17 protein-coding genes are annotated in these 23,207 nt (G+C 40.7%); 7 read left to right on the top strand and 10 right to left on the bottom strand.

Annotated features, from left to right (window positions below; translation table 11 throughout):
- The first annotated feature begins 26 nt into the window (after positions 1-26).
- Both recQ and kdsA read left to right on the top strand, forming a co-directional pair.
- Positions 27-2,216, top strand: coding sequence for a DNA helicase RecQ (gene recQ, locus HDE70_RS09535; RefSeq protein ID WP_183867021.1), 2,190 nt, complete (start codon positions 27-29; stop codon positions 2,214-2,216).
- A gap of 8 nt (positions 2,217-2,224) precedes the next feature.
- Positions 2,225-3,040, top strand: a complete 816-nt coding sequence (gene kdsA / locus HDE70_RS09530) for a 3-deoxy-8-phosphooctulonate synthase (RefSeq protein ID WP_111635656.1) — start codon at positions 2,225-2,227, stop codon at positions 3,038-3,040.
- Positions 3,041-3,099: 59 nt separating this feature from the next.
- Here the strand turns inward: kdsA and HDE70_RS09525 are convergent, their stop codons facing one another.
- The gene (locus HDE70_RS09525; RefSeq protein ID WP_183889596.1) at positions 3,100-5,001 is read right to left on the bottom strand and encodes an OmpA family protein; all 1,902 of its coding nucleotides are present in this window, start codon (positions 4,999-5,001) and stop codon (positions 3,100-3,102) included.
- Positions 5,002-5,067: 66 nt separating this feature from the next.
- Entirely contained in the window at positions 5,068-5,691 is a 624-nt protein-coding gene (locus HDE70_RS09520) for a 7-carboxy-7-deazaguanine synthase QueE (RefSeq protein ID WP_183867024.1), read from the bottom strand.
- A gap of 98 nt (positions 5,692-5,789) precedes the next feature.
- Here HDE70_RS09520 and HDE70_RS09515 point away from each other — a divergent pair, with 98 nt between their 5' ends.
- A complete protein-coding gene (locus tag HDE70_RS09515) occupies positions 5,790-6,134 on the top strand; it encodes a Rieske (2Fe-2S) protein (protein WP_183867025.1) in 345 nt (114 codons plus the stop codon).
- A gap of 63 nt (positions 6,135-6,197) precedes the next feature.
- Here the strand turns inward: HDE70_RS09515 and HDE70_RS09510 are convergent, their stop codons facing one another.
- The 6 genes from HDE70_RS09510 to HDE70_RS09485 all read right to left on the bottom strand — a co-directional run bounded on the left by HDE70_RS09510 (position 6,198) and on the right by HDE70_RS09485 (position 12,820).
- Positions 6,198-7,079: a bifunctional 5,10-methylenetetrahydrofolate dehydrogenase/5,10-methenyltetrahydrofolate cyclohydrolase gene (locus HDE70_RS09510; RefSeq protein ID WP_183867026.1), complete on the bottom strand. Its 882-nt coding sequence runs from the start codon at positions 7,077-7,079 to the stop codon at positions 6,198-6,200.
- Between the two features lie 30 nt (positions 7,080-7,109).
- On the bottom strand, positions 7,110-8,897 hold the full coding sequence (gene lepA, locus HDE70_RS09505) for a translation elongation factor 4 (RefSeq protein ID WP_111635660.1): 1,788 nt from the start codon (positions 8,895-8,897) through the stop codon (positions 7,110-7,112).
- A 30-nt stretch (positions 8,898-8,927) separates the two neighbouring features.
- Positions 8,928-9,668: a copper homeostasis protein CutC gene (locus HDE70_RS09500; RefSeq protein WP_183889594.1), complete on the bottom strand. Its 741-nt coding sequence runs from the start codon at positions 9,666-9,668 to the stop codon at positions 8,928-8,930.
- 11 nt (positions 9,669-9,679) lie between these two features.
- Positions 9,680-10,714: a N(4)-(beta-N-acetylglucosaminyl)-L-asparaginase gene (locus tag HDE70_RS09495; protein WP_183889592.1), complete on the bottom strand. Its 1,035-nt coding sequence runs from the start codon at positions 10,712-10,714 to the stop codon at positions 9,680-9,682.
- 124 nt (positions 10,715-10,838) lie between these two features.
- Positions 10,839-11,645 carry a nitrilase family protein gene (locus tag HDE70_RS09490; RefSeq protein WP_183889590.1) on the bottom strand — a complete coding sequence of 269 codons (807 nt, stop codon included), beginning with the start codon at positions 11,643-11,645 and terminating at the stop codon, positions 10,839-10,841.
- A 29-nt stretch (positions 11,646-11,674) separates the two neighbouring features.
- The gene (locus tag HDE70_RS09485; protein ID WP_183889588.1) at positions 11,675-12,820 is read right to left on the bottom strand and encodes a methionine aminotransferase; all 1,146 of its coding nucleotides are present in this window, start codon (positions 12,818-12,820) and stop codon (positions 11,675-11,677) included.
- Between the two features lie 69 nt (positions 12,821-12,889).
- On the opposite strand from HDE70_RS09485, the gene HDE70_RS09480 reads away from it, so the two are divergent.
- The 4 genes from HDE70_RS09480 to HDE70_RS09465 all read left to right on the top strand — a co-directional run bounded on the left by HDE70_RS09480 (position 12,890) and on the right by HDE70_RS09465 (position 15,235).
- Positions 12,890-13,657 (top strand): queuosine precursor transporter, encoded by a 768-nt coding sequence (locus tag HDE70_RS09480; RefSeq protein WP_183867032.1) that lies wholly within the window; start codon positions 12,890-12,892, stop codon positions 13,655-13,657.
- Positions 13,658-13,755: 98 nt separating this feature from the next.
- Positions 13,756-13,995: a hypothetical protein gene (locus HDE70_RS09475; RefSeq protein ID WP_183867033.1), complete on the top strand. Its 240-nt coding sequence runs from the start codon at positions 13,756-13,758 to the stop codon at positions 13,993-13,995.
- A gap of 111 nt (positions 13,996-14,106) precedes the next feature.
- A complete protein-coding gene (locus HDE70_RS09470) occupies positions 14,107-14,421 on the top strand; it encodes an RNA recognition motif domain-containing protein (RefSeq protein WP_068398171.1) in 315 nt (104 codons plus the stop codon).
- 109 nt (positions 14,422-14,530) lie between these two features.
- Positions 14,531-15,235, top strand: a complete 705-nt coding sequence (locus HDE70_RS09465) for a lysoplasmalogenase (protein ID WP_260160229.1) — start codon at positions 14,531-14,533, stop codon at positions 15,233-15,235.
- Here the strand turns inward: HDE70_RS09465 and pbpC are convergent.
- Together pbpC and HDE70_RS09455 are read right to left on the bottom strand one after the other, a co-directional pair.
- The gene (gene pbpC, locus HDE70_RS09460; protein ID WP_183889586.1) at positions 15,232-17,622 is read right to left on the bottom strand and encodes a penicillin-binding protein 1C; all 2,391 of its coding nucleotides are present in this window, start codon (positions 17,620-17,622) and stop codon (positions 15,232-15,234) included. The two genes, HDE70_RS09465 and pbpC, sit on opposite strands and share 4 nt — an antisense overlap.
- A 2-nt stretch (positions 17,623-17,624) precedes the next feature.
- A complete protein-coding gene (locus HDE70_RS09455) occupies positions 17,625-23,204 on the bottom strand; it encodes an alpha-2-macroglobulin family protein (RefSeq protein WP_183889584.1) in 5,580 nt (1,859 codons plus the stop codon).
- Positions 23,205-23,207 lie beyond the last annotated feature (3 nt).

Below are 23,207 nucleotides of genomic sequence, written 5' to 3'. Positions count from 1 at the left end.
ATAGCACTGAATATTTTATACACAAAATGGATGTGAAAAAGTCGTTGTTTGACAACTTACAAACCTTTTTTGGTTTCGACAATTTTAAGGGGGATCAGGAATCAATTATTACCAATGTTCTTGAGCGGAAAAATACCTTTGTAATTATGCCAACGGGTGGGGGGAAATCTATCTGTTACCAATTACCAGCTTTAATGTCAGAAGGTACTGCCATCGTGATATCACCGCTTATTGCGCTGATGAAAAATCAGGTGGATCAGTTAAGGGCTTTTGGCGGAAGTGACAGTATTGCACACTTCCTGAATTCTTCTTTAAATAAATCGGAAATAGCCCAGGTAAAAAGCGATTTGTTAAGTGGTCAGACTAAATTATTATACGTAGCACCAGAATCATTATCCAAGCCAGATAATATTGAATTTCTGAAGCTTATTACTATCTCTTTTGTTGCGGTTGATGAAGCCCATTGTATTTCAGAATGGGGACATGATTTTCGTCCGGAGTACCGGAGGATACGCCAGGTGATCAGCGGCCTGGGACCAGACATCCCGATTATTGCATTAACTGCAACGGCAACACCTAAGGTGCAGCAGGATATTATTAAGAACTTGCAGATGGCTGATGCTACCTTGTTTAAGTCCTCGTTTAACAGGCCTAACTTATTCTATGAGATACGCCCTAAAAGGGATGTGATCAAAGAAATTATCAGGTACATTAAATACAATACAGGTAAATCCGGTATTATTTACTGCCTGAGCAGAAAAAAGGTGGAAGAAGTTGCTGAAGCGTTAAACCTGAATGGAATCAAGGCTTTGCCTTATCATGCCGGATTAGAACCTAAAGTCAGAGCAGATACACAAGACAAATTCCTGATGGAAGATGTGGAGGTTATTGTCGCTACCATAGCCTTCGGGATGGGTATTGATAAACCTGATGTACGTTTTGTGATCCACCACGATATTCCTAAAAGTATGGAAGGCTATTACCAGGAAACCGGAAGAGCCGGACGTGATGGCGGAGAAGGTGTTTGTATTGCTTTTTATGCACAGAAGGATGTAGATAAGCTGGCTAAATTCATGAAAGACAAGCCGGTGGCTGAACGTGAAATTGGTACGCAAATCTTAAAAGAGGTTATTGATTACGCAGAATCAGGCGTATGCCGGAGAAAGCAGATCCTGCATTATTTTGGAGAAAACTTCAATGAGACAGGCTGTAACTGTATGTGTGATAACTGTAAAAAGCCTAAAACGTATTTTGAGGCCGAGGAGCACTTAAAAGTTGCTTTAACGCTGATCAAAAATATCGGGGAGAAGTTTGATGATGCACACATCCTGTGCGTTTTATTAGGAATGGAGACTGCACAAACTATCGCTTATGAGCATAGCAGATTGCAGGAGTTTGGACTGGGCAAAGTAGAAGGGGAAAACCTTTGGAAATCTTTAATCAGACAAGCAGTACTGAATAACTTCTTATCAAAAGATATTGACAACTATGGTTTATTAAGGCTGACGAATTCAGGAAATGATTTTATCAAAAACCCTTACAGCCTTAAATTCATTCTGAATGTGCCTATTGAAAGTTCGGCAGATGATGATGAAGATGATGTAAAACATGGTAGTGGAACACTGGATACGCAATTGCTTTTATTGCTGAAAGATCTGAGAAAGAAGATCGCAAAACAGAAAAATGTTCCTCCTTTCGTAGTTTTCCAGGATCCTTCACTGGAAGAAATGTGTACGCACTATCCGATTGCAATGGATGAGCTGAAACAGATTTCGGGTGTTGGAAACGGTAAAGCCATGAAATTTGGTACGCCTTTTATTGAACTGATCAAAAAATATGTGACAGACAATGATATTGAGCGTCCTATAGATTTAATTATTAAAACACAGGCTAATAAATCACAATTAAAGGTTTCCATTATACAAAATGTAGACAGACAGATCGGACTGGAAGATATTGCAAAATCTAAAGGGATCACTTATAGTGAAATCCTGAAGGAGATTGAAGCGATTGTGAACTCCGGAACGAAGCTGAACCTGAACTATTTTGTAGATGAAATGCTGGATGACGATCGTCAGGACGAAGTATTTGATTACTTCCGTGCAGCTGAGAACGATTCAATTGATGAAGCTTTGAAAGATTTGGGAGAGACGGATTATACGCGTGAAGAGATACAATTAATGAGAATCAAGTTCATGTCAGAACTTGGAAATTAAGCTACAGCATGGTCAATTTTGAATTAGATAAATTAAAACATACGACTTCCGGTAATTTCTTTTTGATGGCCGGCCCCTGTGCAATTGAAGGGGAAGAAATCGCAATGAGAATTGCGGAAAGAATTGTAACCCTTACTGATCAGTTAGAAATCCCTTTTATTTTTAAAGGTTCTTACAGAAAAGCAAACCGCTCTAAAGGCGATTCTTTTACGGGTATTGGTGATGAGAAAGCATTGAAGATCTTAGAAAAGGTTGGTAAGACTTTTGGCGTGCCAACGGTAACTGATATTCATGAGAGTGCTGAGGCTGCAATGGCCGCTGCTTATGTAGATGTATTGCAGATCCCTGCATTTTTATGCAGACAGACAGATTTACTGATTGCTGCTGCAAAAACAGGAAAAGTTGTCAACGTGAAAAAAGGGCAGTTCCTTTCTGCGGGTTCGATGAGATTTGCAGTTGATAAGATTTATGAGGCTGGAAATAAGAGGGTTATATTGACAGATAGGGGGAATACGTTCGGTTATCAGGACTTAATTGTTGACTACCGTGGTTTACCTGAAATGCAGTCTTTTGGTGTACCTGTGGTGATGGATGTAACACATTCTTTACAGCAGCCGAATCAAAGTTCTGGTGTTACGGGTGGTAAACCTGAATTAATTGAGACCATTGCGAAGGCAGCAATTGCTGTTGGAGCGGACGGGTTGTTCATTGAGACGCACCCTGATCCTGCGCATGCAAAATCTGATGGTGCAAATATGCTTCACCTTGATTTATTAGAGCAGTTATTAGTGAAGTTAATTAAGATTAGAAAAGCAGTAGTTTAGTATTCATAAACTATGGCAATAGCAATAGGAGGTGCTGTATCATTGATACAGCACCTTTTTTATATGCTGGTAATAATGAATGATGTTCTGCGGTTTTGCTGACGGCCAGCAGCAGTATCATTGGATGAAATTGGTTTAGTAGCGCCGAAACCTTTGAATGTCAGGCGCTGTGGATTTACTTTATTTGTAATCAGATAATCGTAAACTGCTTTGGAGCGCTGTACAGATAATGCCTGGTTCGCTTCCGCATTACCTTCATTGTCAGTGTGTCCCTGAATTTCAATATTTACAGAAGTATTCGCCTGTAGCAATTGCAGAAGATTCGTTAATTCTGTAATTGATGGCGGAAGCAGCTCAGATTTGTTCGTGTCAAAAAAGATATTCCTTAAAACTACGTTTGCACCGGGTTTAAGTTTTTCAAGGTAAATTTCCAGAACATATGGCTGACCGGGTTTTGCCTGGTTCAGCTCGAAGTTCTCGGAATAAAACAAATAACCATCGGCTATTGCATTAAAGGCATAAGTACTGCCCAGTGGCATAACTGCCAGAAATTCTCCATTATCTTTAGAGGTAAAGTCATTGAATTTAGTCTCTTTTGTTTTCAGGTTTACCACTTGTACTTTAGCTTCCAGATAACCACGGGTTTCTTTATCCCGGACAATTCCTTTAACATAAGTAATGGGTAGCGGTCTGGCGGCTTCTGGTAATTTAAATCTGTAAATATCCATATCTCCCAGGCCGTCCTTAAGTATGGAAGAGAAATATCCCTCAGTTCCATCCGGACTTACCATTAATCCACTTTCTTCATTGAAGGTATTGATAGGATAACCGATGTTTACAGGCTTCCCCCATTTTCCGTCTGCTTGTGCACGGCTGTAGAAAATATCCATGCTTCCCATGCCCGGCCATCCGTTAGAGGAGAAGTATAAGGTTTTTCCGTCAGGATGTATAAATGGTGTATTTTCGTCATAAATCGTATTGATATCCGGTCCAAGGTTTACGGGTTTACTCCATTCTCCTTCACCATTTAAAGTGGTTTTCCAAATATCATATCCTCCGATTCCTCCGGGGCGGTTACTCACAAAATAAAGTGTATTTCCATCCGGAGTTACCGCTGGCTGAGAATCCCAGGAAGAGGAGTTTACTACAGATCCAAGGTTAAAGGGGGCATCCCATTGATTTCCATTTTTATGGCTCACATACAAATCACAACTTCCAAAGCCGTCCGGGCGGTTGCAGCCCGTAAAAAACAGGTACATTCCATCTGGTGAAATAGATTGGGCGCCTTCATTGAATCTTGTATTGATTTTATCACTTAGCGGAATCGCCGTCTTCCACTCTTTATTCACTTTACGGGAGATGTAAAAATCTTCATTTCCATCTACTGTACGGCTAAAAATTAACGTTGAGCCATCCGCAGTGAGTGTAGGTAAATATTCCCTGTCTTTGGTATTTATTGCTGGGCCTAAATTAATGGGGACATATTTTTCGGGTTTCTGAATGGCAACCACAGCAAAATTACAATCCCGGATATACTTTTCTGCTTTCAGGACTATTTCCTGATCTTTGCCTTTATAAGTAGATTTGAATAAAGAGAAATGTTTCCCGGCATCAGCGTATTGTCCGCTATTCAGCTCTGCTTCACCTAAAGAATAATAAACTCTGGGTGCTAACGGAACGGTTTGAATTTCAATCGCTTTTAAATAATTAGATCTGGCTTTTTCAAAAGATCTTTTCAGTTTGTAAACATCAGCCAGTTGAACAAAAGCAAATTGAAAAGAAGGATCTGCTGCAACTGCATCTTCTAAGAATTTAGCAGCCCCGTCATAATCTTTGGCCAATAATGACTTTTGTGCATACTCGAAATTCTGCTGTGCTTTTTTTATAGCAGACTCCTGTGCCCGGACAAAAGTACTGCTGATCAATAACAGACAAAAAAATACTATAGTAATCTTCCTCATGTGTTTTTTCTATTAAACCGGGCGTTGAGAGCCCTATAAACTTAATAAAAAAAAGGAATAATCCGTCTAAGGAATATTTAAGTATTTATGTGTTTGTAAGGAAATTTCCCATTTAGGATTGGCCATCACATAATCTATAATCATTGGCGTAATTTCTTTTGATTTAGACCATTCCGGCTGAAGATAAAGTTTGCAGGAAGGAGATACCGTTTCTGCATATTTCTCAGCCCATTCAAAATCACTTTTATTAAAAACAATCACTTTCAATTCATTGGCGAAAGGAGTAATGTCCGGACGCGGTGCTTTGAATTTTTTTGGAGATAAGCAGATCCAGTCCCAGCTGCCTGACAATGGATAAGCTCCTGAAGTCTCAATAAAAGTAAGGATGTTCTTTTCCTGAAGTTTTTTTGTCAGGTAATCCATATTATAAATTAATGGCTCACCACCTGTGATTACTACCGCTTTACCAGGAAATGTATCTGCTTTTTCAGCAATATCATCAGCCGAAGTTAAGGGGTGAAGTTCAGCATCCCAGCTTTCCTTCACATCACACCAGTGACAACCCACATCGCAACCTCCAAGACGAATAAAATAGGCAGCTTTGCCTGTGTTAAAACCTTCACCCTGAATCGTGTAAAATTCTTCCATTAATGGAAGCAATGTGCCGTCTGCTGGAATATTATGTGCCATATATCAATTGGCAAAGTTAAATAAATATGGCTGGAAAATAGGAATATATGTATATTGACGGCATTTAAATGACTAATCTATGAATAAGTACAGCAGCAATGGCTGATTTACGCTGGTATAAAATTGAAGAAGAAATTCCAGAGGGAGATTTTATCCGGCAGATTAGTCTGGCGGGTAAAAAATTGTGTCTGCTCAGACATCAGAACGAAATTCACCTGGTGCAAAACTCATGTCCGCATGCGGGTGGAATTCTGAGTGGCGGATGGTGTGAACATGGAAAATTAATCTGTCCGATCCATCGGTATGCTTATGATTTGTCAACTGGGAGAGGAGCAGAGGGGCAAGGAGATTATATAGATTTGTATCCTGTAAAGGAAGAGCCTGACGGTTTATATGCCGGATTTAAACAGGGTTTGTTCAGCCGTTTTTTCGGGAAAAAGTAAGTTTAAAAGAAAACGGCCTGTATTTCTTCTACAAGCCGTTTTAATTATGTTATTATTTTTCGTTTAAGAATAGATTTCTTTTTTAGCTGAAGCCAATGTGTTTTTAAGCAAACCAACAATAGTCATCAAACCAACTCCACCCGGAACAGGTGTGATCCATGAAGCTAAAGGAGCTACGTTCTCAAAATCAACATCGCCATATAATTTATAACCAGATTTAGTTGTCTCAGAAGTTTCTCTGTTAATACCTACGTCAATAATGATTGCACCAGGCTTAACCATATCCGCAGTTACAAAGTTCTTTTTACCGATAGCAGCAACAATAATATCTGCCTGCAAAGCAATCTCTTTCAGATTTGTAGTTTTGCTATGTGTAAGTGTTACCGTACAATTTCCAGGATTTGCATTCCGGGCCATTAAAATACTCATCGGGCTGCCTACAATGTTGCTTCGTCCTACAACGACACAATGTTTTCCTGCGGTATCAATTCCGTAAGCTTTTAATAAAAGTAAAATCCCATAAGGAGTAGCAGGAATGAAACAAGGCAGATTACGCATCATACGGCCTAAGTTTACCGGGTGAAATCCGTCTACGTCTTTACGATGGTCTATCGCTTCAGTAACTTTCTCCGGATCAATGTGTTTTGGAAGAGGGAGCTGAACAATCAATCCATCAATACCTGCATCACCATTGATCTCATGAATTTTTTGAAGTAACTCTTCTTCAGTTACATCTGCATCATATCTGATCAGCGAAGATTGAAAGCCTACTTTCTCGCAGTTTTTCATCTTGCTGGCCACATAAGTTTCACTTCCACCATCATTACCAACCAGGATGGCTAATAAATGAGGTTTACGTCCACTTTGTGCTAAGAAATCAGCCGCTTCTGCTGCTATTTCTAATTTAATCTTCTCCGATGCGAATTTTCCGTCCAGTAACTGCATATCAAGCGTTATGTTTTGTGTGTTAAACGATTAATCTAATTTAAGTACCGCCATAAATGCAGTTTGTGGAATTTCCACATTACCTACCTGGCGCATACGTTTTTTACCTTTTTTCTGTTTCTCCAACAGTTTACGCTTACGTGAAATATCACCACCGTAACATTTAGCCGTTACATCCTTACGTAAAGCTTTCACAGTTTCTCTGGCGATAATTTTAGCACCAATAGAAGCCTGGATAATAATCTCGAACTGCTGACGAGGAATCAATTCTCTCAGTTTCTCACAGATTCTTTTTCCGAAATCGTAAGAATTACTGCGGTGGATTAACGAAGATAAAGCATCAACTGGCTCTGCATTTAACAAAATATCCAATCTAACCAGATCAGACTTACGGTAACCGATCTGATGATAATCAAAAGAAGCATATCCCTTAGAGATAGTTTTCAAACGATCATAAAAATCAAATACAATCTCTCCCATAGGGATCTCGAAAACAAGCTCCACACGGTCTGAAGTCAAATAAGACTGATTGACAATAATTCCTCTTTTCTGAATACAAAGGGACATTACCGGGCCAACAAACTCAGATTTGGTAATTATATTTGCTTTGATATAAGGTTCCTCTACATACTCCATTTTACTTGGATCAGGAAGATCTGATGGGTTATTTACAATGATCAGCTCACCTTTGGTGGTCATCGCCTGGTACGACACGTTGGGAACAGTAGTAATTACTGTCATGTCAAATTCACGCTCTAAACGCTCCTGGATAATCTCCATGTGTAACATACCCAGGAACCCACAACGGAAACCAAAGCCTAATGCTGCTGAAGATTCAGGTTCAAAGACGATAGAAGCATCATTCAGCTGCAATTTGTGCATTGCCTCTCTTAAGTCCTCAAACTCATCTGTGTCTACCGGATAAATACCGGCAAATACCATTGGCTTAACCTCTTCGAAACCTTTGATCGGTTCAGAACTTGGTCTGTCTTTATGTGTAATTGTATCACCTACTTTTACCTCTCTGGCTTCTTTAATACCAGAAATGATATAACCCACGTCACCAGTTTTGATGACATCTTTAGGAGATTGTTTTAATTTTAAAGTACCTACTTCCTCTGCAATATATTCCTTGCCGGTAGCGACAAATTTCACTTTATCTTTTTTGCGGATTTCTCCGTTTAATACTTTGAAATAAGCAACGATACCACGGAATGAATCAAATACGGAGTCAAAGATTAATGCCTGTAATTCACCTTCAGGGTTTCCTTTTGGTGCAGGTACACGTTCAACGATTGCACGAAGTATATCGTGAACACCCTGACCTGTTTTTCCTGAAGCAGGGATGATTTCTTCTCTTTTGCAACCAATCAGTTCAATGATCTGATCTTTTACCTCTTCTGGCATAGCACCCGGCAAGTCCATTTTATTTAAGATCGGGATGATTTCTAAATCATGCTCCAGTGCTAAATAAAGGTTGGAAATAGTTTGGGCCTGAATTCCCTGTGAAGCATCTACGATCAATAATGCACCTTCGCAGGCAGCAATTGAACGGGAAACTTCATAAGAGAAATCTACGTGTCCGGGCGTGTCAATTAAGTTTAATATATAAGGCTGTCCATCCTGGATATAGTCCATTTGGATCGCATGACTTTTAATGGTAATACCGCGTTCGCGCTCCAAATCCATGTCATCCAGTAACTGAGCCTGTGACTCTCTCTGGGTGATTGTATTCGTGTATTCAAGTAAACGGTCGGCCAAGGTACTCTTACCGTGGTCAATGTGTGCAATTATGCAAAAATTACGTATGTGCTTCATCAGTGCCGCAAATATAGAATATTAGCTTGATTATTCCACACTGTTTGCCAGTTCAAGTAATTTTTTGACCAGTTCTGCGTCTGTAAAAGAAGAACTGTATTCATCTGCCTCATTTCCCATACTTAATTCGCTGTTCCTGAACAGCATTTTGCTTGCGTGGTTTTTTCTGGCTGAAGCATGAAATTCTTTCGCCCCGGTTTTAAAAATCAATTGTTTGATAGTTGAGCTGCTGACACCAGCACCAGGCATGATCGTAATTCTGCCTGCTGCCTGTTTGATCAGCCCGGCTAATTTCTCCGATCCCTCCAGTGCAGTTGCTTTACCTCCCGAAGTCAGTACACGGATCACGCCAAGGGAAATCAGATCTTCTAAAGCTTCTTCCATATCAATAACCATATCAAATGCGCGGTGGAAAGAAACCTGCATCGGCTTTGCGATTTCAATTAGTTCTGCGCAACGTATTTTATCGATTTTGCCTGCTGCTGTCAGGATACCAGTGACGATACCTTCACATTGCAGCACCTTACAGATTTTTATATCTTCTTTCATGAGTTCAAATTCCAGATCTGAATACAGAAAGTCTCCGCCACGTGGCCTGATGATCGGGAAAACTTCAATGGTCAGCAGTTGTCTGGCCAGTTTAATTTCAGCATAACTGGGTGTAGTACCACCTTCAGTCAGGCTTGCACATAATTCTACCCGTTTTGCGCCTCCAAGTTGTGCCTCCAGTGCAGAGCTTACAGAGTTGGCGCAAACTTCCATTTCAATCATAGCAGTCAATTTTAATAATAACTTTTTCCAGGAATCAGCAGGTCTTTGTTTTCCGCGTTACAAATCGCATAGCTGAATCCCTTTTGAATTGCATAAGCTCCGTATTGTCCTTTTTTATTTAACGCTAAAAAGCCTACCTGGATTTCTTTGGCTTTTGCCGGTTTCTTTTTAATGATGCGCATTACTGCTTCTTTACAAGCTTCTTCTGGTGGATAACCCTGACGCATTAATTCAACGACAAGGAAACTGCCTACATTGCGGATCACTTCTTCACCGACACCGGTCGAAGTCGCTCCGCCAACTTCATTGTCTACATAAAGGCCTGCACCAATAATAGGACTGTCACCGACACGTCCATGCAATTTAAAGGCCATGCCACTTGTGGTACAAGCACCTGATAAATTACCATTGGCATCAAGGGCAAGCATCCCTATGGTGTCATGGTTATACTGATTTCCTGGTAACCTGGTTGGGGATGCTTTGTCGTATAATTTATTTTCAATATTCATGATTGGCTCATACTTTGCCGTTTTAAGCCATTCCTTCCATGCTTTTTCACTTTCTGGTGTTAACAGGTCTATTTTCTTGAAACCATTTTCCAAAGCGAATTGTAAGGCTCCATCACCTGCAAGCATTACATGAGGCGTTTTTTCCATCACGAGCCTGGCCACGGAAATAGGGTGCATGATATGTTCAAGGGCAGCTACTGAACCGCAGTTGCCTAAATCGTCCATAATACAGGCATCTAAAGTTACTTTTCCATCTCTGTCCGGTAAGCCACCATAACCTACACTTTGATTTTTAGGATCTGCTTCTGGAACCTGTACGCCTTTTTCTACAGCATCAAGTGCGCGGCCACCAGTTGATAATACTTCCCAGGCTGCATGATTAGCGGCAATCCCAAAATCCCAGGTAGAAATAACGATTGGTTTTCCGGCAGCAGCAGCGGAGGAGGGAGGAAGAATGTTAGCCATTCCACTTTTATCAATTGCCAGAAGGGAGGCTGATAATGCGGAACATTTAATGAATTTTCTACGGTCAAACATAAAAACGGTTTAGGTTATTGAGTTACAAGATTACATTAAAAATGTTATTTGTAAAAGGTCTGTAAGCAGAAAAATCCGGCCTGGGCCGGATTTAAATAAGAGATATAATGAAAGTGATTTCTTATTAATTTATCAGTTTAAACTGATCAGCATCTTTCAGGAAAGGAAAGTCCCTGCGTATTTTTATCAGATCGTCATAATTGATACTAAAAGTATAAAGATCTTCATCTTCCGGCTTATAATATACCGTATTTCCAAAAGCATCAATACACATGGAATGACCGCTATGGTAAACTTCTTTGCCATCATGGCCTACACGGTTCACAGCTACCACGTAACTCTGGTTTTCTATGGCTCTTGCCGGGATCAGTGCTTTCCAATGCGGAATACGTTTATCCGGCCAGCTTGCCACAATCAGCAGTACATCGTAAGAGGGATCATTATTTCTTAACCAGATCGGGAATCTAAGGTCGTAACAAACAGCCAGCCTGATCTTCCAGCCTTTTAATTCTACCACAATCTTATCCTGCCCTGAGGTATATGTCTTATCTTCTTCGCCCATACCAAACAGATGTCTTTTATCATAATGCTGATATTCACCTGTTGGCAGCATCCAGATCATTCTGTTATAATAGTTATTGTTTTCTTTGATAATGAGACTTCCTGTGACTACACAGTCATATCGGGCTGCTGAATCCGCCATCCAGGTCATGGTCTTACCATCCATTTCTTCGGCAAGTTCTTTGGCATTCATGCTGAAACCTGTATTGAACATTTCGGGTAATACAATAAGATCTGTTTTTTCCTTTACGCCCGAAGACAAACGCAGGGATATATTCTGCAAGTTTTTATCTATATTTTCCCAGAATAAATAAGCTTGAAAAATGGTGATTTTTAGATTATTTATTTTGAGATAGTTTGGGTTCTCCATATCTTGATCAGGTAATAGGCAAGTGAAAATTATAGTTTCATTAATCTTTCAACGGATTTTTCGAGCGTATCTTGCCTTTTAGCAAAACAAAAGCGCAGTACCTGGTGATCCGTGTTCCGGATATAAAATGCGGAAACGGGGATGGATGCCACACCAAAATCTGTAATTAACCTTTTTGCTAAAACAGTATCTTCCTCGTCACTAAAATGGCCATAGCTCACGCATTGAAAGTAGGAACCTTTACAAGGTAGTAATTTAAACTTGGTTTGCTCCAGCAAAGAACGGAATAAATCACGTTTCTCCTGGAAAAAGTCAGCTAATCCGAGGTAAACAGCAGGATCTTTCAGGTAATTGGCAATTCCAACCTGCATCGGAGTGTTTACACTGAAAACATTAAACTGGTGTATTTTCCTGAACTCTTTCATTAATTGTTCAGGTGCAATGCAATAGCCAGCTTTCCAGCCTGTTGTGTGTAATAGCTTGCCAAAAGAAGCCACAATGAAAGTCCGGTCACGTAACTCTGCATACGAAGCTAAAGAATTATGTTTTACACCGTCATAAACCAGGTGCTCATAAACTTCATCACTCAGCACTAATACATCAGTACCTTTAGTCAGTTTAATCAGCGCTTTGATATCTTTCTCTGTCAATACCGCACCAGTTGGATTATGCGGACTATTCAGAATGATCATTTTTGTATTGGCAGTGAATAGTTTTTTGACCATTTCCCAATCAATTGTATAATCGGGAGGTATCATTTCATAAGATTTAACCAGGCCGCCCAGCATTTTTATGGTAGGTGCATAACAGTCGTAAGCAGGCTCGAAAATAATAACCTCATCACCAGCCTGAATACAAGCAGTCAGAGCGGTGAAAATCGCTTGTGTACCACCAGCGGTAATGGTTACCTCAGTGTCGGGGTGGTAGTTTGATCCATACTTCAGGTTTACTTTATCGGCAACCAGTTCTCTTAAAGATTGGATACCAGCCATCGGTGCATACTGATTATGTCCGCTTCTCATGGCATCAGCAACCAGTTCAATTAATTTAGGATCACAATCGTAATCAGGGAATCCCTGAGAAAGGTTAATGGCGTTGTGTTCAGCCGCTAACTGGGACATCACTGAAAAAATACTATTGGATGTTCCCGGAAGTTTCGAGTATGTAGCTATCATGTGACGGCAAAATTATAAAATAAATTAAGAGCCCGTTTAAAATTCATCTATATTTATGATTTTAGCATTATGACTTTTAAAACAAAAGAGAGCAGGTTATTACTCGTATTAGGGAGTTTTTTTGTAGCTAATACTATTCTATCTGAGTTTATTGGCGTTAAAATATTTAGTGTGGAAGCCACACTCGGAATCAAACATTTTAATATCAATTTGTTAGGTGTTCCAAATTTATCATTTCATATGTCTGCCGGGGTGCTCACCTGGCCGCTGATCTTTATCATGACTGATATTATCAATGAATATTTCGGGATGAAGCAGGTACGGTTTCTTTCGGTATTAACTGCTGTGCTGATTGGATATGCTTTTTTTATTGTCTGGGGTGCAATGAACCTCAGCTCGTCAGATTTCTGGGTAAATCAGCAGATTAATGGGCAGCAGGTGAATATGGATAATGCCTTTGCAGGTATATTCGGGCAGGGAATGTGGATTATTGTCGGATCTATTGTCGCTTTTCTGGTTGGCCAGTTTGCCGATGTGCTGATCTTTCATAAAATTAAAAAAATAACCGGTGAACGCGCTTTATGGCTTAGATCTACCGGCTCTACACTGGTTTCTCAGCTGATCGATAGTTTTGTCGTCATATTTATTGCTTTTTATTTAAATCCTCAATATCACTGGAGCTGGCAAATGGTAGCAGCGATAGGTTTAGTGAATTATACTTATAAGTTTTTGGTAGCTATTCTGATGACGCCTATACTTTACCTGGTTCATGGTATCATTGATAATTACCTTGGGAAAGACCTGGCACATAAGCTGATCAAAATGGCAGGAAGATAGGATAAAGGCTGTTCCTTAAGTTTTTTAAAACATTGCGGATAAATTTGTTGTTGTGTTGTTAATATCAGGCAATATGAATGATAGCTTAATGATAACAGATGAAAACGGTAACTTTTTCTTTCGATCATCCGGTGGCCGTAAAAGTGTTTTTCAATTGCATTTCGGACCCTCAGCTTAAACAGGACATCAAGTTTTTACGCAGTGATGAGTGGGGGCTACTGCATATCCCTATTGATGCTATTCCGCAAGGCACATGGAAGCTGATGCTGGAATGGAATTATGAAGGCAGGGACTTTTGCATGGAAAGAACAATTGAGTCGACCGGCGCTGTTTTATAGCTCGTGTTTACGGACTTTAAACAATTAAATAAATATTTTATCGATTACTTACAATCTGATTGCAAATAAAAGGTATGGTTTTTGTACCTTTGAGGAAATTTTTAGACATTAATGAAGATATTTATTACAGGCCTTCCGTTAGAAGTAGGGGAAGATGAATTAACAGCCGTATTTGGTGATTTCGGTCAGGTAAAATCACTTAGAATTATCAAAGATCGTGAAACTGGTCAGAGTCGTGGTTTTGGTTTCGTAGAGATGCCAGTAGACGAAGAGGCTAAAGAAGCGATCAAGAGAATGAACGGTGGTGATTACAATGGTAACCGTATTAAAGTTGCTGAAGCACAGGAAAAACCTAATACTGGCGGTGCTGGTGGTGGTGGCGGTGGTTTCAAACGCAACAACAACAACAGAGAAAGAAGCTATTAATTAGCTTTTTTCTATTGGATCGATTTTTCTATCATCACATAGAGAACCAGGCTTTAACACAATAATTCCTGGTTCTTACTTCGGGTGATTAACACAATTATCCTGATATATGGGGTTGATAAAAAAATACCTGCTATTTAACCTGGCTTATGCACTGCTATTTATATTGGTGCTGGCTTCCGGATACAAGCAATTTACGCTTTTAAACTATGGTCTGATACCGTGCATTACGCTGGTACTAATGGTGTTTTTCTGCCTGACTACAAAGTTAAGCGGCCGTTTCCATCAAAGGTTATTTACAGGTTTGGTTTTTGCCCTTACCGGCAGTGCTTTGTTTCTGCTGAGGGGCTATAATCCGTCCTGGTTTTCTTATGGACTGGTCGCCTTCCTGATTTGCCATCTGTTTTATATGGGTGCTTTTTACCTTGATTTTCGCTCTGCGCAAGAGCTTGATAAAAAAGGGGCAAGGATCGCCATTTTCAGTAGCGCCATCACTTTTACTGCTTTTTATTTCTATCTCAGACCACATTTGGGTACCTTAAGGTTACCTGTACTGGCCTGCATTTTTATTGTCGCCCTGCTTATTATGATGGCCGCCTTTAGAAATCAACGTGTAAATCAACTGAGCTTTAAGCTGATTCTTACAGGTGTCTTGTTTTTTATCTTTGCTGATGCACTTTTAGCGCATACTTACTTTATTAGCCCCTTTGAATTTTCTGATCTGCTGATTAGTGTAATTTACATGATTGCGCAGTACCTGATCGTGATAGGCGGGGCAGAACGAAAATTAATCCGTCCTTTAACGGCTGATTAGTTTTTATCCCGGTCCAGTATAGTAAACTGCTGAACAAATCTTTCTCCCTGATCATCCACTAGTGTTAAGGTATGCTTGCCGGGTGCCGGACTCAGGCTCAGCTGATGTGTATGCGCGGTTGTGGCCACATATTCATTGTCTATATGCCAGTATATCTGAGCGGCAGCATTTTTATGCGTTGCTGTAAATACAACTTTTCCTCTTTTGCCATCAAACTCTAAGGGAATATAAATAGCGGCATTATTCTTCGGATAGATCATATCCATTACATAATTATTACCGGTATCGCCGCATCCTTCCATAAATGGGGGCAAAGGTTTATAGTCGCTATGCTTGATCTTATAATAATATTCCATTGCTGGCGGCAAAATAAACCAGGGTTGGTGGACCATATCTGCCGGGCTTACACATTGATCTGTGACTCTGAAAGCAGCGCCCTGGTTAAGATGTATGATTTTATGGTAGGGGCAAACTACAGTTTTTTCTCCCGCAAAAGGAACCAGCTCATTAACACGGTCAGGACAATATTGACTGGCTTTATAGCCACTTTGACGACAGATCGTCAGTTGTTTCAATTTGTTTTTTGGTGTTTCAAACCATTTACCTTTAGGTAATTGCCTGAAAATATCAAATAATACAGGCGCCGCAACATCAATTCCTGTTAATCCGGGCCTGCCTTCACCATCTGCATTTCCTACCCACACACAAACTACATAATCGGGCGTAAGGCCAATTGCCCAGGCATCTCTGAAACCAAAACTTGTCCCGGTTTTCCAGGCTAAACGTTGTGCAGAAGAAAATTGCTCCCAGAGCCCTTCGTCACCGGGGCGCATCAATTCTTCCATTGCATTAAATGTGCTCCAGATAGCTCCGTTATCCAGAAAGGAGTTACGCTGCATTTCATTTTCATCTGGTTTTTCTGTGTTTTTTGACTGTACATAAACCGGGGCGTCGTAATCATGTGGATTATAATATCCTTTATAGTCATTATAATGGTTGAGTGATCTGGCCATGCCCATATAAGTTTTGGCAAGATCCCACAAGGTGACTTCACTGCCTCCAAGAATTAATGACAAACCATAATGATCTGCCGGTTGGTTAAGCGTTGAAAATCCAAGTTTTTTTAATTGATCATAAAAGCGGGGATATTTATAAGTCTGTAATAAACGAACTGCCGGAATGTTCAGTGAACGGCTTAATGCACGGTCGGCAGCAATTGCTCCATCGTAACCCAGGTCATAATTTTGTGGAGAATAGTTGCCGATTTGAGTAGGGATATCCGGAATCAGAGTTTTAGGAAGGATCAGTCCGTCATTTAACATACTGGCGTATAACAGTGGTTTTAAGGTGCTGCCGGGACTGCGCGGAGCTTTGATCATGTCTACATGACTTTCCAATGCTGCATTTTCCGGCTGATAAATATTCCCTGCATAAGCCATCACTGTCCCGTTTTTTACATTCAGGACGAGCGCAGCAATGTTATCAATATCATTTGCGCGATAGCGGTTGTTATATCTTTTTAATAAGGAATTGATCTTTAACTGCAAGGATTCATCTAAAGTTGACCTTACACGCGTGTTCGGGATCTTTAAACTGATTCTTTCAGTTTTAAATCTATTCAATAAATGGGGAGCGTCTTGTGGTAACGGCCTTGGTTTACCGGGTACGGGCTCTAGTTTGGACAGATTGGCCGTAGCCTGATCAATGATTTTTAATTTAGCGAGCTCATCAAGCAGGTTATTTCTCTTGGTAATCAGCCTTGTAATATTACGGCCCGGATGTACTAACCTCGGACTATTGGGTAAAACGGCCAATGTTGCCATTTCTCCCCAGGAAAGTGACTGAGGGCTCCTGCCAAAATATCGCCAGGCTGCTGCTTCCAGGCCAACCACATTACTTCCAAAGGGTGCATTGGCAGCATATAATTTGAGGATTTCTTTTTTTGAACTTCTAACCTCTAAACGGATTGCCAGTAAGATTTCGAATAACTTTTGAGCAACCGTACGGTCTTGTCTGCGGCTGAGCCGGATAGTTTGCATGGTCAGCGTACTGCCGCCACTTACAATTCCTTTGGCGCGGAAGTTTTGTTTCATCGCCCTTGCCATAGCCAAAATGTCAATCCCGGGATGTTTGTAAAACCTTTTGTCCTCAAAAGCGACAATACATTTTGCAAATTTGTCAGGTACAGTGTCAGCAGCAGGAAAGCGCCATTGCCCATCTGCGGCAATGGCGGCATTCAATAGTCCTCCATTGGAAGCTTCCACGACATAAGAAGTGGGAGAGACAAACAGTCTGGCAGGCAGGCATACTAAAAACCAACATAATAACAGGAATACTATACCATCGCCAATCAGTAGTTTTGATACCGGCTTTATTTTTATGTTCATTTTTATTTAATCACCTGCACCCATTTTCCATCTTGTGTTGCACTAATTGTATTGTTGTACATGGCCTCACACTGTACTGCTGATAAGTAGTATTTACCAATATATGAAGCGTTTAACAATACTTTATAAGTTACCGTCTCATTCTCTCTGAGGTTGAAATAAGTGAATACGCGATCATCTCTGATATCCCTGTAAGTATACGGAGAGGAAGAGATAATACTTTCGTTATCATTTACTCTTGTATTGATAATTTCCCAGCCAGAAGGGAATATCTGTGTTAAGGCCATCTGCTCATAAAGACCCATTTTACCCGGATTTTTTACGACTACTTCAGCGTAGAAATCCAATCCTTGTTTTAAAACTGAAGGATCAACTGGTTTCCCGTTCAGTAATTTATAGCTGATCGACATATCCAGAATCTCCGCGTTGTTAGGTTTGAAGTTATTCTGACCAGCGGCTGGTTGTCCATCCAGAATTAACCGGGCAAAAAGTACAGTTTGTCCATGATTAGTCACTACTGCTGTTTTTCCTTTAAAATTGATAGGTAAACTGCTTAAGTATTGGTTTGCATTCAACGTTCCTTTTTTTCCATCCAGCTGATAGCTATAGTTCAATTTGGCAGAAGCTGAATTCTGTCCGCAAAATTTGGCCACGGCTAATAAGCTATACGCTGTAGTTTGTGTACTGTACCAGTCATTTGTACCTAATTTAGCTGCCAGCGTTTGTAATACCTGTGCTGCTTTTCCTCTTTGTCCCATCAGCGTTAAAGTCTCCAGGATCATGGCTTCATCACGACTATCAGAGCCATAAGTGCCACCCAGTTGTGTATAAGGTTTGATCGTTACTTCAAGGCCTTTGATCAGCGCATTAGCAGCCGAAGCCTGTCCTGCAAGCTGATAAGCAGCTGCAAGCCTCCATTTAGCACTAACTGACAGATATTCAAAAGCGCGTAACCTGTTCATGGCTGCCATTTCTGGTTTACGCGCCAGCGCCAGTACATACAAACGATAAGCTTGTGACAGATCGCCGCCATAGAAATTGTTGCTATTGGGTACCCAGCTTCCTGCTTTGCCTTTCAGGTAACGTAAAACTTCGTCCAGCATACCCACAGGAATATTATAACCACCGTTTTGTGCTTCTACCAGGAAGTGTCCGGCGTAGTTAGTCCCCCATTCATCAGCAGCAGGCTCACCCGGCCAGTAAGCTAAACCGCCTTCTGTAGTTTGGAAAGAACGCAGTCTGTTAATTCCAGCTTTGATGTTTTTATCCGTTTGGGCTTTCTGCTGTTCAGTCAGCGGGCTTAATTTATTCAGGAATAATTGCGGGAACACAGCCGAAGTTGTCTGTTCTACACAACCATGTGGATACTGCATAAGGTAACTTAGTCGCTTTTTAAGGTTAACCGGTGGGATAGCCGATAATTCTACGCTTCCGGAATTACTGCCTGCAATACCTAAAGGCAGGTAATTTGCAGTCCAGCTTTGCCCCGGCTGTATGATGGCAGAAACTACATTAGTTACATATGGATTTGGGTTTCTGATATCCAGTTCAAGATCGTAAACTGCTTTCTCCGCTCCGCTTTGTGCTACAATTTTCACTTTAGCAATTCCTGTCATTTGCGGCACAGTGACTTCAAAATAAGCCATTTGTTCACCCGGTTGCGCGTAAGTTAATTGCCTTGTTTTAGCACCTGCTACCTGTAGATTTTGTGTTTGCAGTTGTACGTTTACATTTTTAAGATTCTTTTCTGTTGCGAATACGGTGACTGGCAAAGTGAAACTTTCCCCTGGCCCTATAACCCTTGGTAAGGTCGCCAATACCATTAATGGTTTTTTCACCTGCACAGATTTCTCTGCAAATCCATAGGCACCGTCTTGTCCGGCAACAACCATTGCCCTGACTGCGCCAATATATTGCGGTAACTTGAATTTGTGCGTCTGACTGCCCCCTTTGCCTAAAGCAAATGGGCCTAAGTATTTAACAACGGCAGTAAAGCGGTTTGCTTTTGCAGGATTCAGGTTGCGATTTGCACTGCCATCACCTCCAATACTTAGAATGCGTTCCAGATTACCGCCCCATGCACCTAATACATAGTCAAAAAGGTCCCATGTTTTAACGCCCAAACCTTCACGTGCATAAAATACAGCATGCGGGTCCGGAGTTTTGAATCTTGTTAAGTCCAGTAACCCTTCATCTACAAGTGCAATCGTATAGGTCATTGCTTTTCCGTTCTGTTCAGAAACGGTAATCGTATTTTCAGTTTCAGGTTTGATCTTGTCAGCCATTTTAATGACTGGCTTTAATATCGTTTCCGGATCTTCAATGATTAAAGGAATAGCGCCATACATCCGGATTGGTAAGTCATTGACTGTTTGTGCATGCGGTTGTAATAACGTAATGTTCGCAAACACGTTTGGCGCCATATTCTTCTCTGCCTTGAATTTAAATTGAGTCTGACCTTTTTTGGTATCCGTCCAATAAGTTTTTAAAACCCGGCTTCCATTTTCAATAGAGATTAAAGCCCTTCCGTTTTCGCCGGTAGGGATCGTTAAGACTACGTCTTCACCTACTTTGAATTTAGTTTTATTTGCAGTAAAAGAAAGCATGGATGCTTCGGTCGGGTTCGCTGATTGTTCGCGTTGTGCCCATCCCGGCCAATCTACATAAACAGCTTTACCGGTTACGTGGCCTCCATTCAAATCGCGGACCAAAACCAGGTAACGTCCCCATTCGGGTTCATTAATGTGTAACGTCCAGTTCCCTTTTCCATTTTGTAAGGTTACATTTTCTTTCTGAATCAGCTTGTTATATTCGTTCTGAGTAAAATTAGCGAAGGAATTTTGAGTATCCTGTTCCCACCACCAGCGCCATTGTACTTTGTATAATTCTACCTGAACATTTTTAGAACCACCAATCAGTTTACCATCGCGGTTTACATTCACGATACTAAAGTTATGATCTTTACCGGTCACCAGCATTCCGCTTAATTTTTCTCCCTCTGGTGCTTTGATCCCATAATAATTGGTAAATACGTGGTAGGGGACAGAGAAATTGTCAATACTGAAATTTCCACCTGCTTCAAATACTTTGGTGGTAAAATTAGCTTTCAGTACTCCCGGTGCGGTTGCATTATCGTTCAGATTTGTATTGACAGCTGCCATTCCGTTTTCGTTCAGTCTGCCTTCAAATATAGTTTTAACCTGGGAGACGAAATTTACAGTTGGATTATCAAAATTATAACCACCAAATCCAGGGAACGTAGTTTCCATGGTATTCAAATTCACATCTACTTTAGCTTTCAGGTTTTTACCAGCTGCGCCAAATAACCAGTTGGCAGAAAGGGCAGCAGTTGCTGTTGCCCCTGTGCCTAAATATTTACGGTTGCCTATGTCAAAACCAATTTTCAAACGGTTAGGCATAACCGTCTCGATCTTGATTGTTTTTTGAAAGGAAGCTCCGCCTGCTTTTACTTTCGCTACCCAGTTTCCGGTAGGTGCAGTACTTTCAGTCGCTGTACGGAAGGCATAAAATCCATTTAAAGAGGCACCGCTGATTGCTTTTTTGACCAGTTGGCCCTGTGGATTATACAGTTCAAAAGTAACCGGATAGGCGGCAGGAAGTTTCTTCAGTTTATCTTCCAGAATGAAAGATAAGAAGAGTGAATCTCCTGGTCTCCAGACACCACGTTCTCCATAAATCAATCCTTTTAAGCCATTTTGTACCACATCACCACCAACATCAAAACGACTCAGCGGAAGTGAATTTCCATCATCAAGCTTTAAATATCCGCGTTCATCTCCATTTTTGGCAACCAGCAGGAAAGGTTTTCTTTTCAAGTCAAAGGAAGCCATCCCATCGCCATCAGTTTTCACAGTGTGAATAACCTGGCGCTGATAATCCAGTAATTCAAGTGTAACCCCGCTTAATCCTTTCGTTGTCAGGAGATCGGTCGCAACAATCAGCATGCTGTTGTCATTTCCTCTTTTAGCCACCAGTCCGATATTGGAGACTAATAAATTCCGGCTTACAAATTTGTCACTCGTATAATAAGATGGTGTACAAGGGTTGTCTTTATCGCTCCAGTTATAGTCAGGGCTGTAATAGTTATTGTAGGTGCGCCAAAAGTCATCATCTTCGTCTATCTTTTCACTATAATATTCATATTCGTTCTCCTCCTGATTTTCTTTAACAGCCGTACCCTCAGTACAATTCAGAATATTATAAGCCTGACGGAAACTGAAAGTTACCCTGTACATGGCACCAGGTTCTGCTTTAAGGATTTTATCAAGGTCCAGTACAAACCGGTTCTTTTTATGAAGATTCAGCGTTTTATCTTCATCTAACCGGATTTTCTTTTGCAGTAATGGTTTACCAACACGTCTTAATTCGTTTGCTTCTTTATAGTTATTGTTCTGGAAGAACTGCGGGATATTATTCTCATATACTTTAACGATCGTCACGTCTACAGCTTTCAGGTTCACTGCCTCAAAAGGAAGGACCAATTTGCCTGAATTGGGAAGAATTGTTCCGCTGCCGGCAATAGTCACCGTAGGCAGTTTATTCTCAAACACAATGTTGGCTGTTGTACTTGCATTGAGTACGCGCTCGTTACTATTGACAACTCCTTTGTTGACGGTTAAGGTATAATTTCCAAGTAATGGTTCCGGCGTATAAATTTTAACCTGGCTACCATCTATGGTATACCTTAAATCTGAACCCGTTCCCAGTGTGATCAAACCTGTTAAATCCTGTCCGATACCTACTGGTTCAGAAAACTGTACCAATGCATAATCTTCCAGATTCTGTATGGCTTTTGTAGCAAGCACTTTGAATACGCCATTTGCCGGCACAGCTAAATTCTCTTCACCTTTGTTTTTAGCGTCTATTGCATCGCCAGACCATTTAAGAACCAGTTTTTCTTCTTTTGATGTTTTCTTGATACTATCAATCAGAAAAGTGGAAGAGTTTTTCTGTGGACTATGCTGCCATTTTATCTTTAAGTGCTGATCAAATTCAAGCTCCAGACATTTTTCCAGTTGTTTAGGATCTTCTTCATCAGCCGTGCTGATTTCTCCGGTCAGTTTCATATAGCCCAGGGAAGTATTATTCTGGGAAATCAGACCATTCTGGCTAAGTACCAAACCGGGTTTGATGACACTGAATTCGAAATCGAACTCTTCGAGATCTTTCTCCGTTTCAGTTACTTTGCCAAGGTTGAAACTGGCTGTATATGTTTTTCCGGATTCTAATTTTTCATCCGGCCTGAATTCTACGGTTTGCGCATCTATCCAGTAAGTTTTACCTTTTACGGAAGGGGAGAAGCTGAACAAATTACGCTCGTCCGGTTTACCCAGTTCACCCATTGTTTTCACCTGGCTGGCCAGCTGAATTCTGATAAAACTCTTTTTAGAGACCGTACCAGAAGTATAGCCTTCAATATATTTCGCATAAGCCTGCTGCATTTCTGCCGGCTTATGTTTTCTGAAAATAAAAAAAGCAGCTATTCCGATCAGAATAACTGCAATTGAACCAATTAAGATTGGTTTTTTATTTTTAAAAAAGGCGTTGTTCTCAGTGTTCATATT

The sequence above is a fragment of the Pedobacter cryoconitis genome, assembly GCF_014200595.1.
Taxonomy (GTDB): domain Bacteria; phylum Bacteroidota; class Bacteroidia; order Sphingobacteriales; family Sphingobacteriaceae; genus Pedobacter; species Pedobacter cryoconitis_C.
Note: the sequence above shows the minus strand (reverse complement) of the source record. Positions and strands in the feature narration are given on the sequence as shown.

Excerpts from the sequence above, each read along its gene's own strand:
- HDE70_RS09520 (WP_183867024.1), bottom strand. The coding sequence starts at position 5,691 with ATGGCACATAATATTCCAGCAGACGGCACATTGCTTCCATTAATGGAA.
- lepA (WP_111635660.1), bottom strand. The coding sequence starts at position 8,897 with ATGAAGCACATACGTAATTTTTGCATAATTGCACACATTGACCACGGT.
- HDE70_RS09510 (WP_183867026.1), bottom strand. The coding sequence starts at position 7,079 with ATGCAGTTACTGGACGGAAAATTCGCATCGGAGAAGATTAAATTAGAA.
- HDE70_RS09475 (WP_183867033.1), top strand. The coding sequence starts at position 13,756 with ATGAAAACGGTAACTTTTTCTTTCGATCATCCGGTGGCCGTAAAAGTG.
- HDE70_RS09480 (WP_183867032.1), top strand. The coding sequence starts at position 12,890 with ATGACTTTTAAAACAAAAGAGAGCAGGTTATTACTCGTATTAGGGAGT.
- HDE70_RS09490 (WP_183889590.1), bottom strand. The coding sequence starts at position 11,645 with ATGGAGAACCCAAACTATCTCAAAATAAATAATCTAAAAATCACCATT.
- HDE70_RS09495 (WP_183889592.1), bottom strand. The coding sequence starts at position 10,714 with ATGTTTGACCGTAGAAAATTCATTAAATGTTCCGCATTATCAGCCTCC.
- HDE70_RS09455 (WP_183889584.1), bottom strand. The coding sequence starts at position 23,204 with ATGAACACTGAGAACAACGCCTTTTTTAAAAATAAAAAACCAATCTTA.
- HDE70_RS09465 (WP_260160229.1), top strand. The coding sequence starts at position 14,531 with ATGGGGTTGATAAAAAAATACCTGCTATTTAACCTGGCTTATGCACTG.
- pbpC (WP_183889586.1), bottom strand. The coding sequence starts at position 17,622 with ATGAACATAAAAATAAAGCCGGTATCAAAACTACTGATTGGCGATGGT.
- HDE70_RS09470 (WP_068398171.1), top strand. The coding sequence starts at position 14,107 with ATGAAGATATTTATTACAGGCCTTCCGTTAGAAGTAGGGGAAGATGAA.
- HDE70_RS09500 (WP_183889594.1), bottom strand. The coding sequence starts at position 9,668 with ATGATTGAAATGGAAGTTTGCGCCAACTCTGTAAGCTCTGCACTGGAG.
- HDE70_RS09485 (WP_183889588.1), bottom strand. The coding sequence starts at position 12,820 with ATGATAGCTACATACTCGAAACTTCCGGGAACATCCAATAGTATTTTT.
- HDE70_RS09525 (WP_183889596.1), bottom strand. The coding sequence starts at position 5,001 with ATGAGGAAGATTACTATAGTATTTTTTTGTCTGTTATTGATCAGCAGT.
- HDE70_RS09515 (WP_183867025.1), top strand. The coding sequence starts at position 5,790 with ATGGCTGATTTACGCTGGTATAAAATTGAAGAAGAAATTCCAGAGGGA.
- recQ (WP_183867021.1), top strand. The coding sequence starts at position 27 with ATGGATGTGAAAAAGTCGTTGTTTGACAACTTACAAACCTTTTTTGGT.
- kdsA (WP_111635656.1), top strand. The coding sequence starts at position 2,225 with ATGGTCAATTTTGAATTAGATAAATTAAAACATACGACTTCCGGTAAT.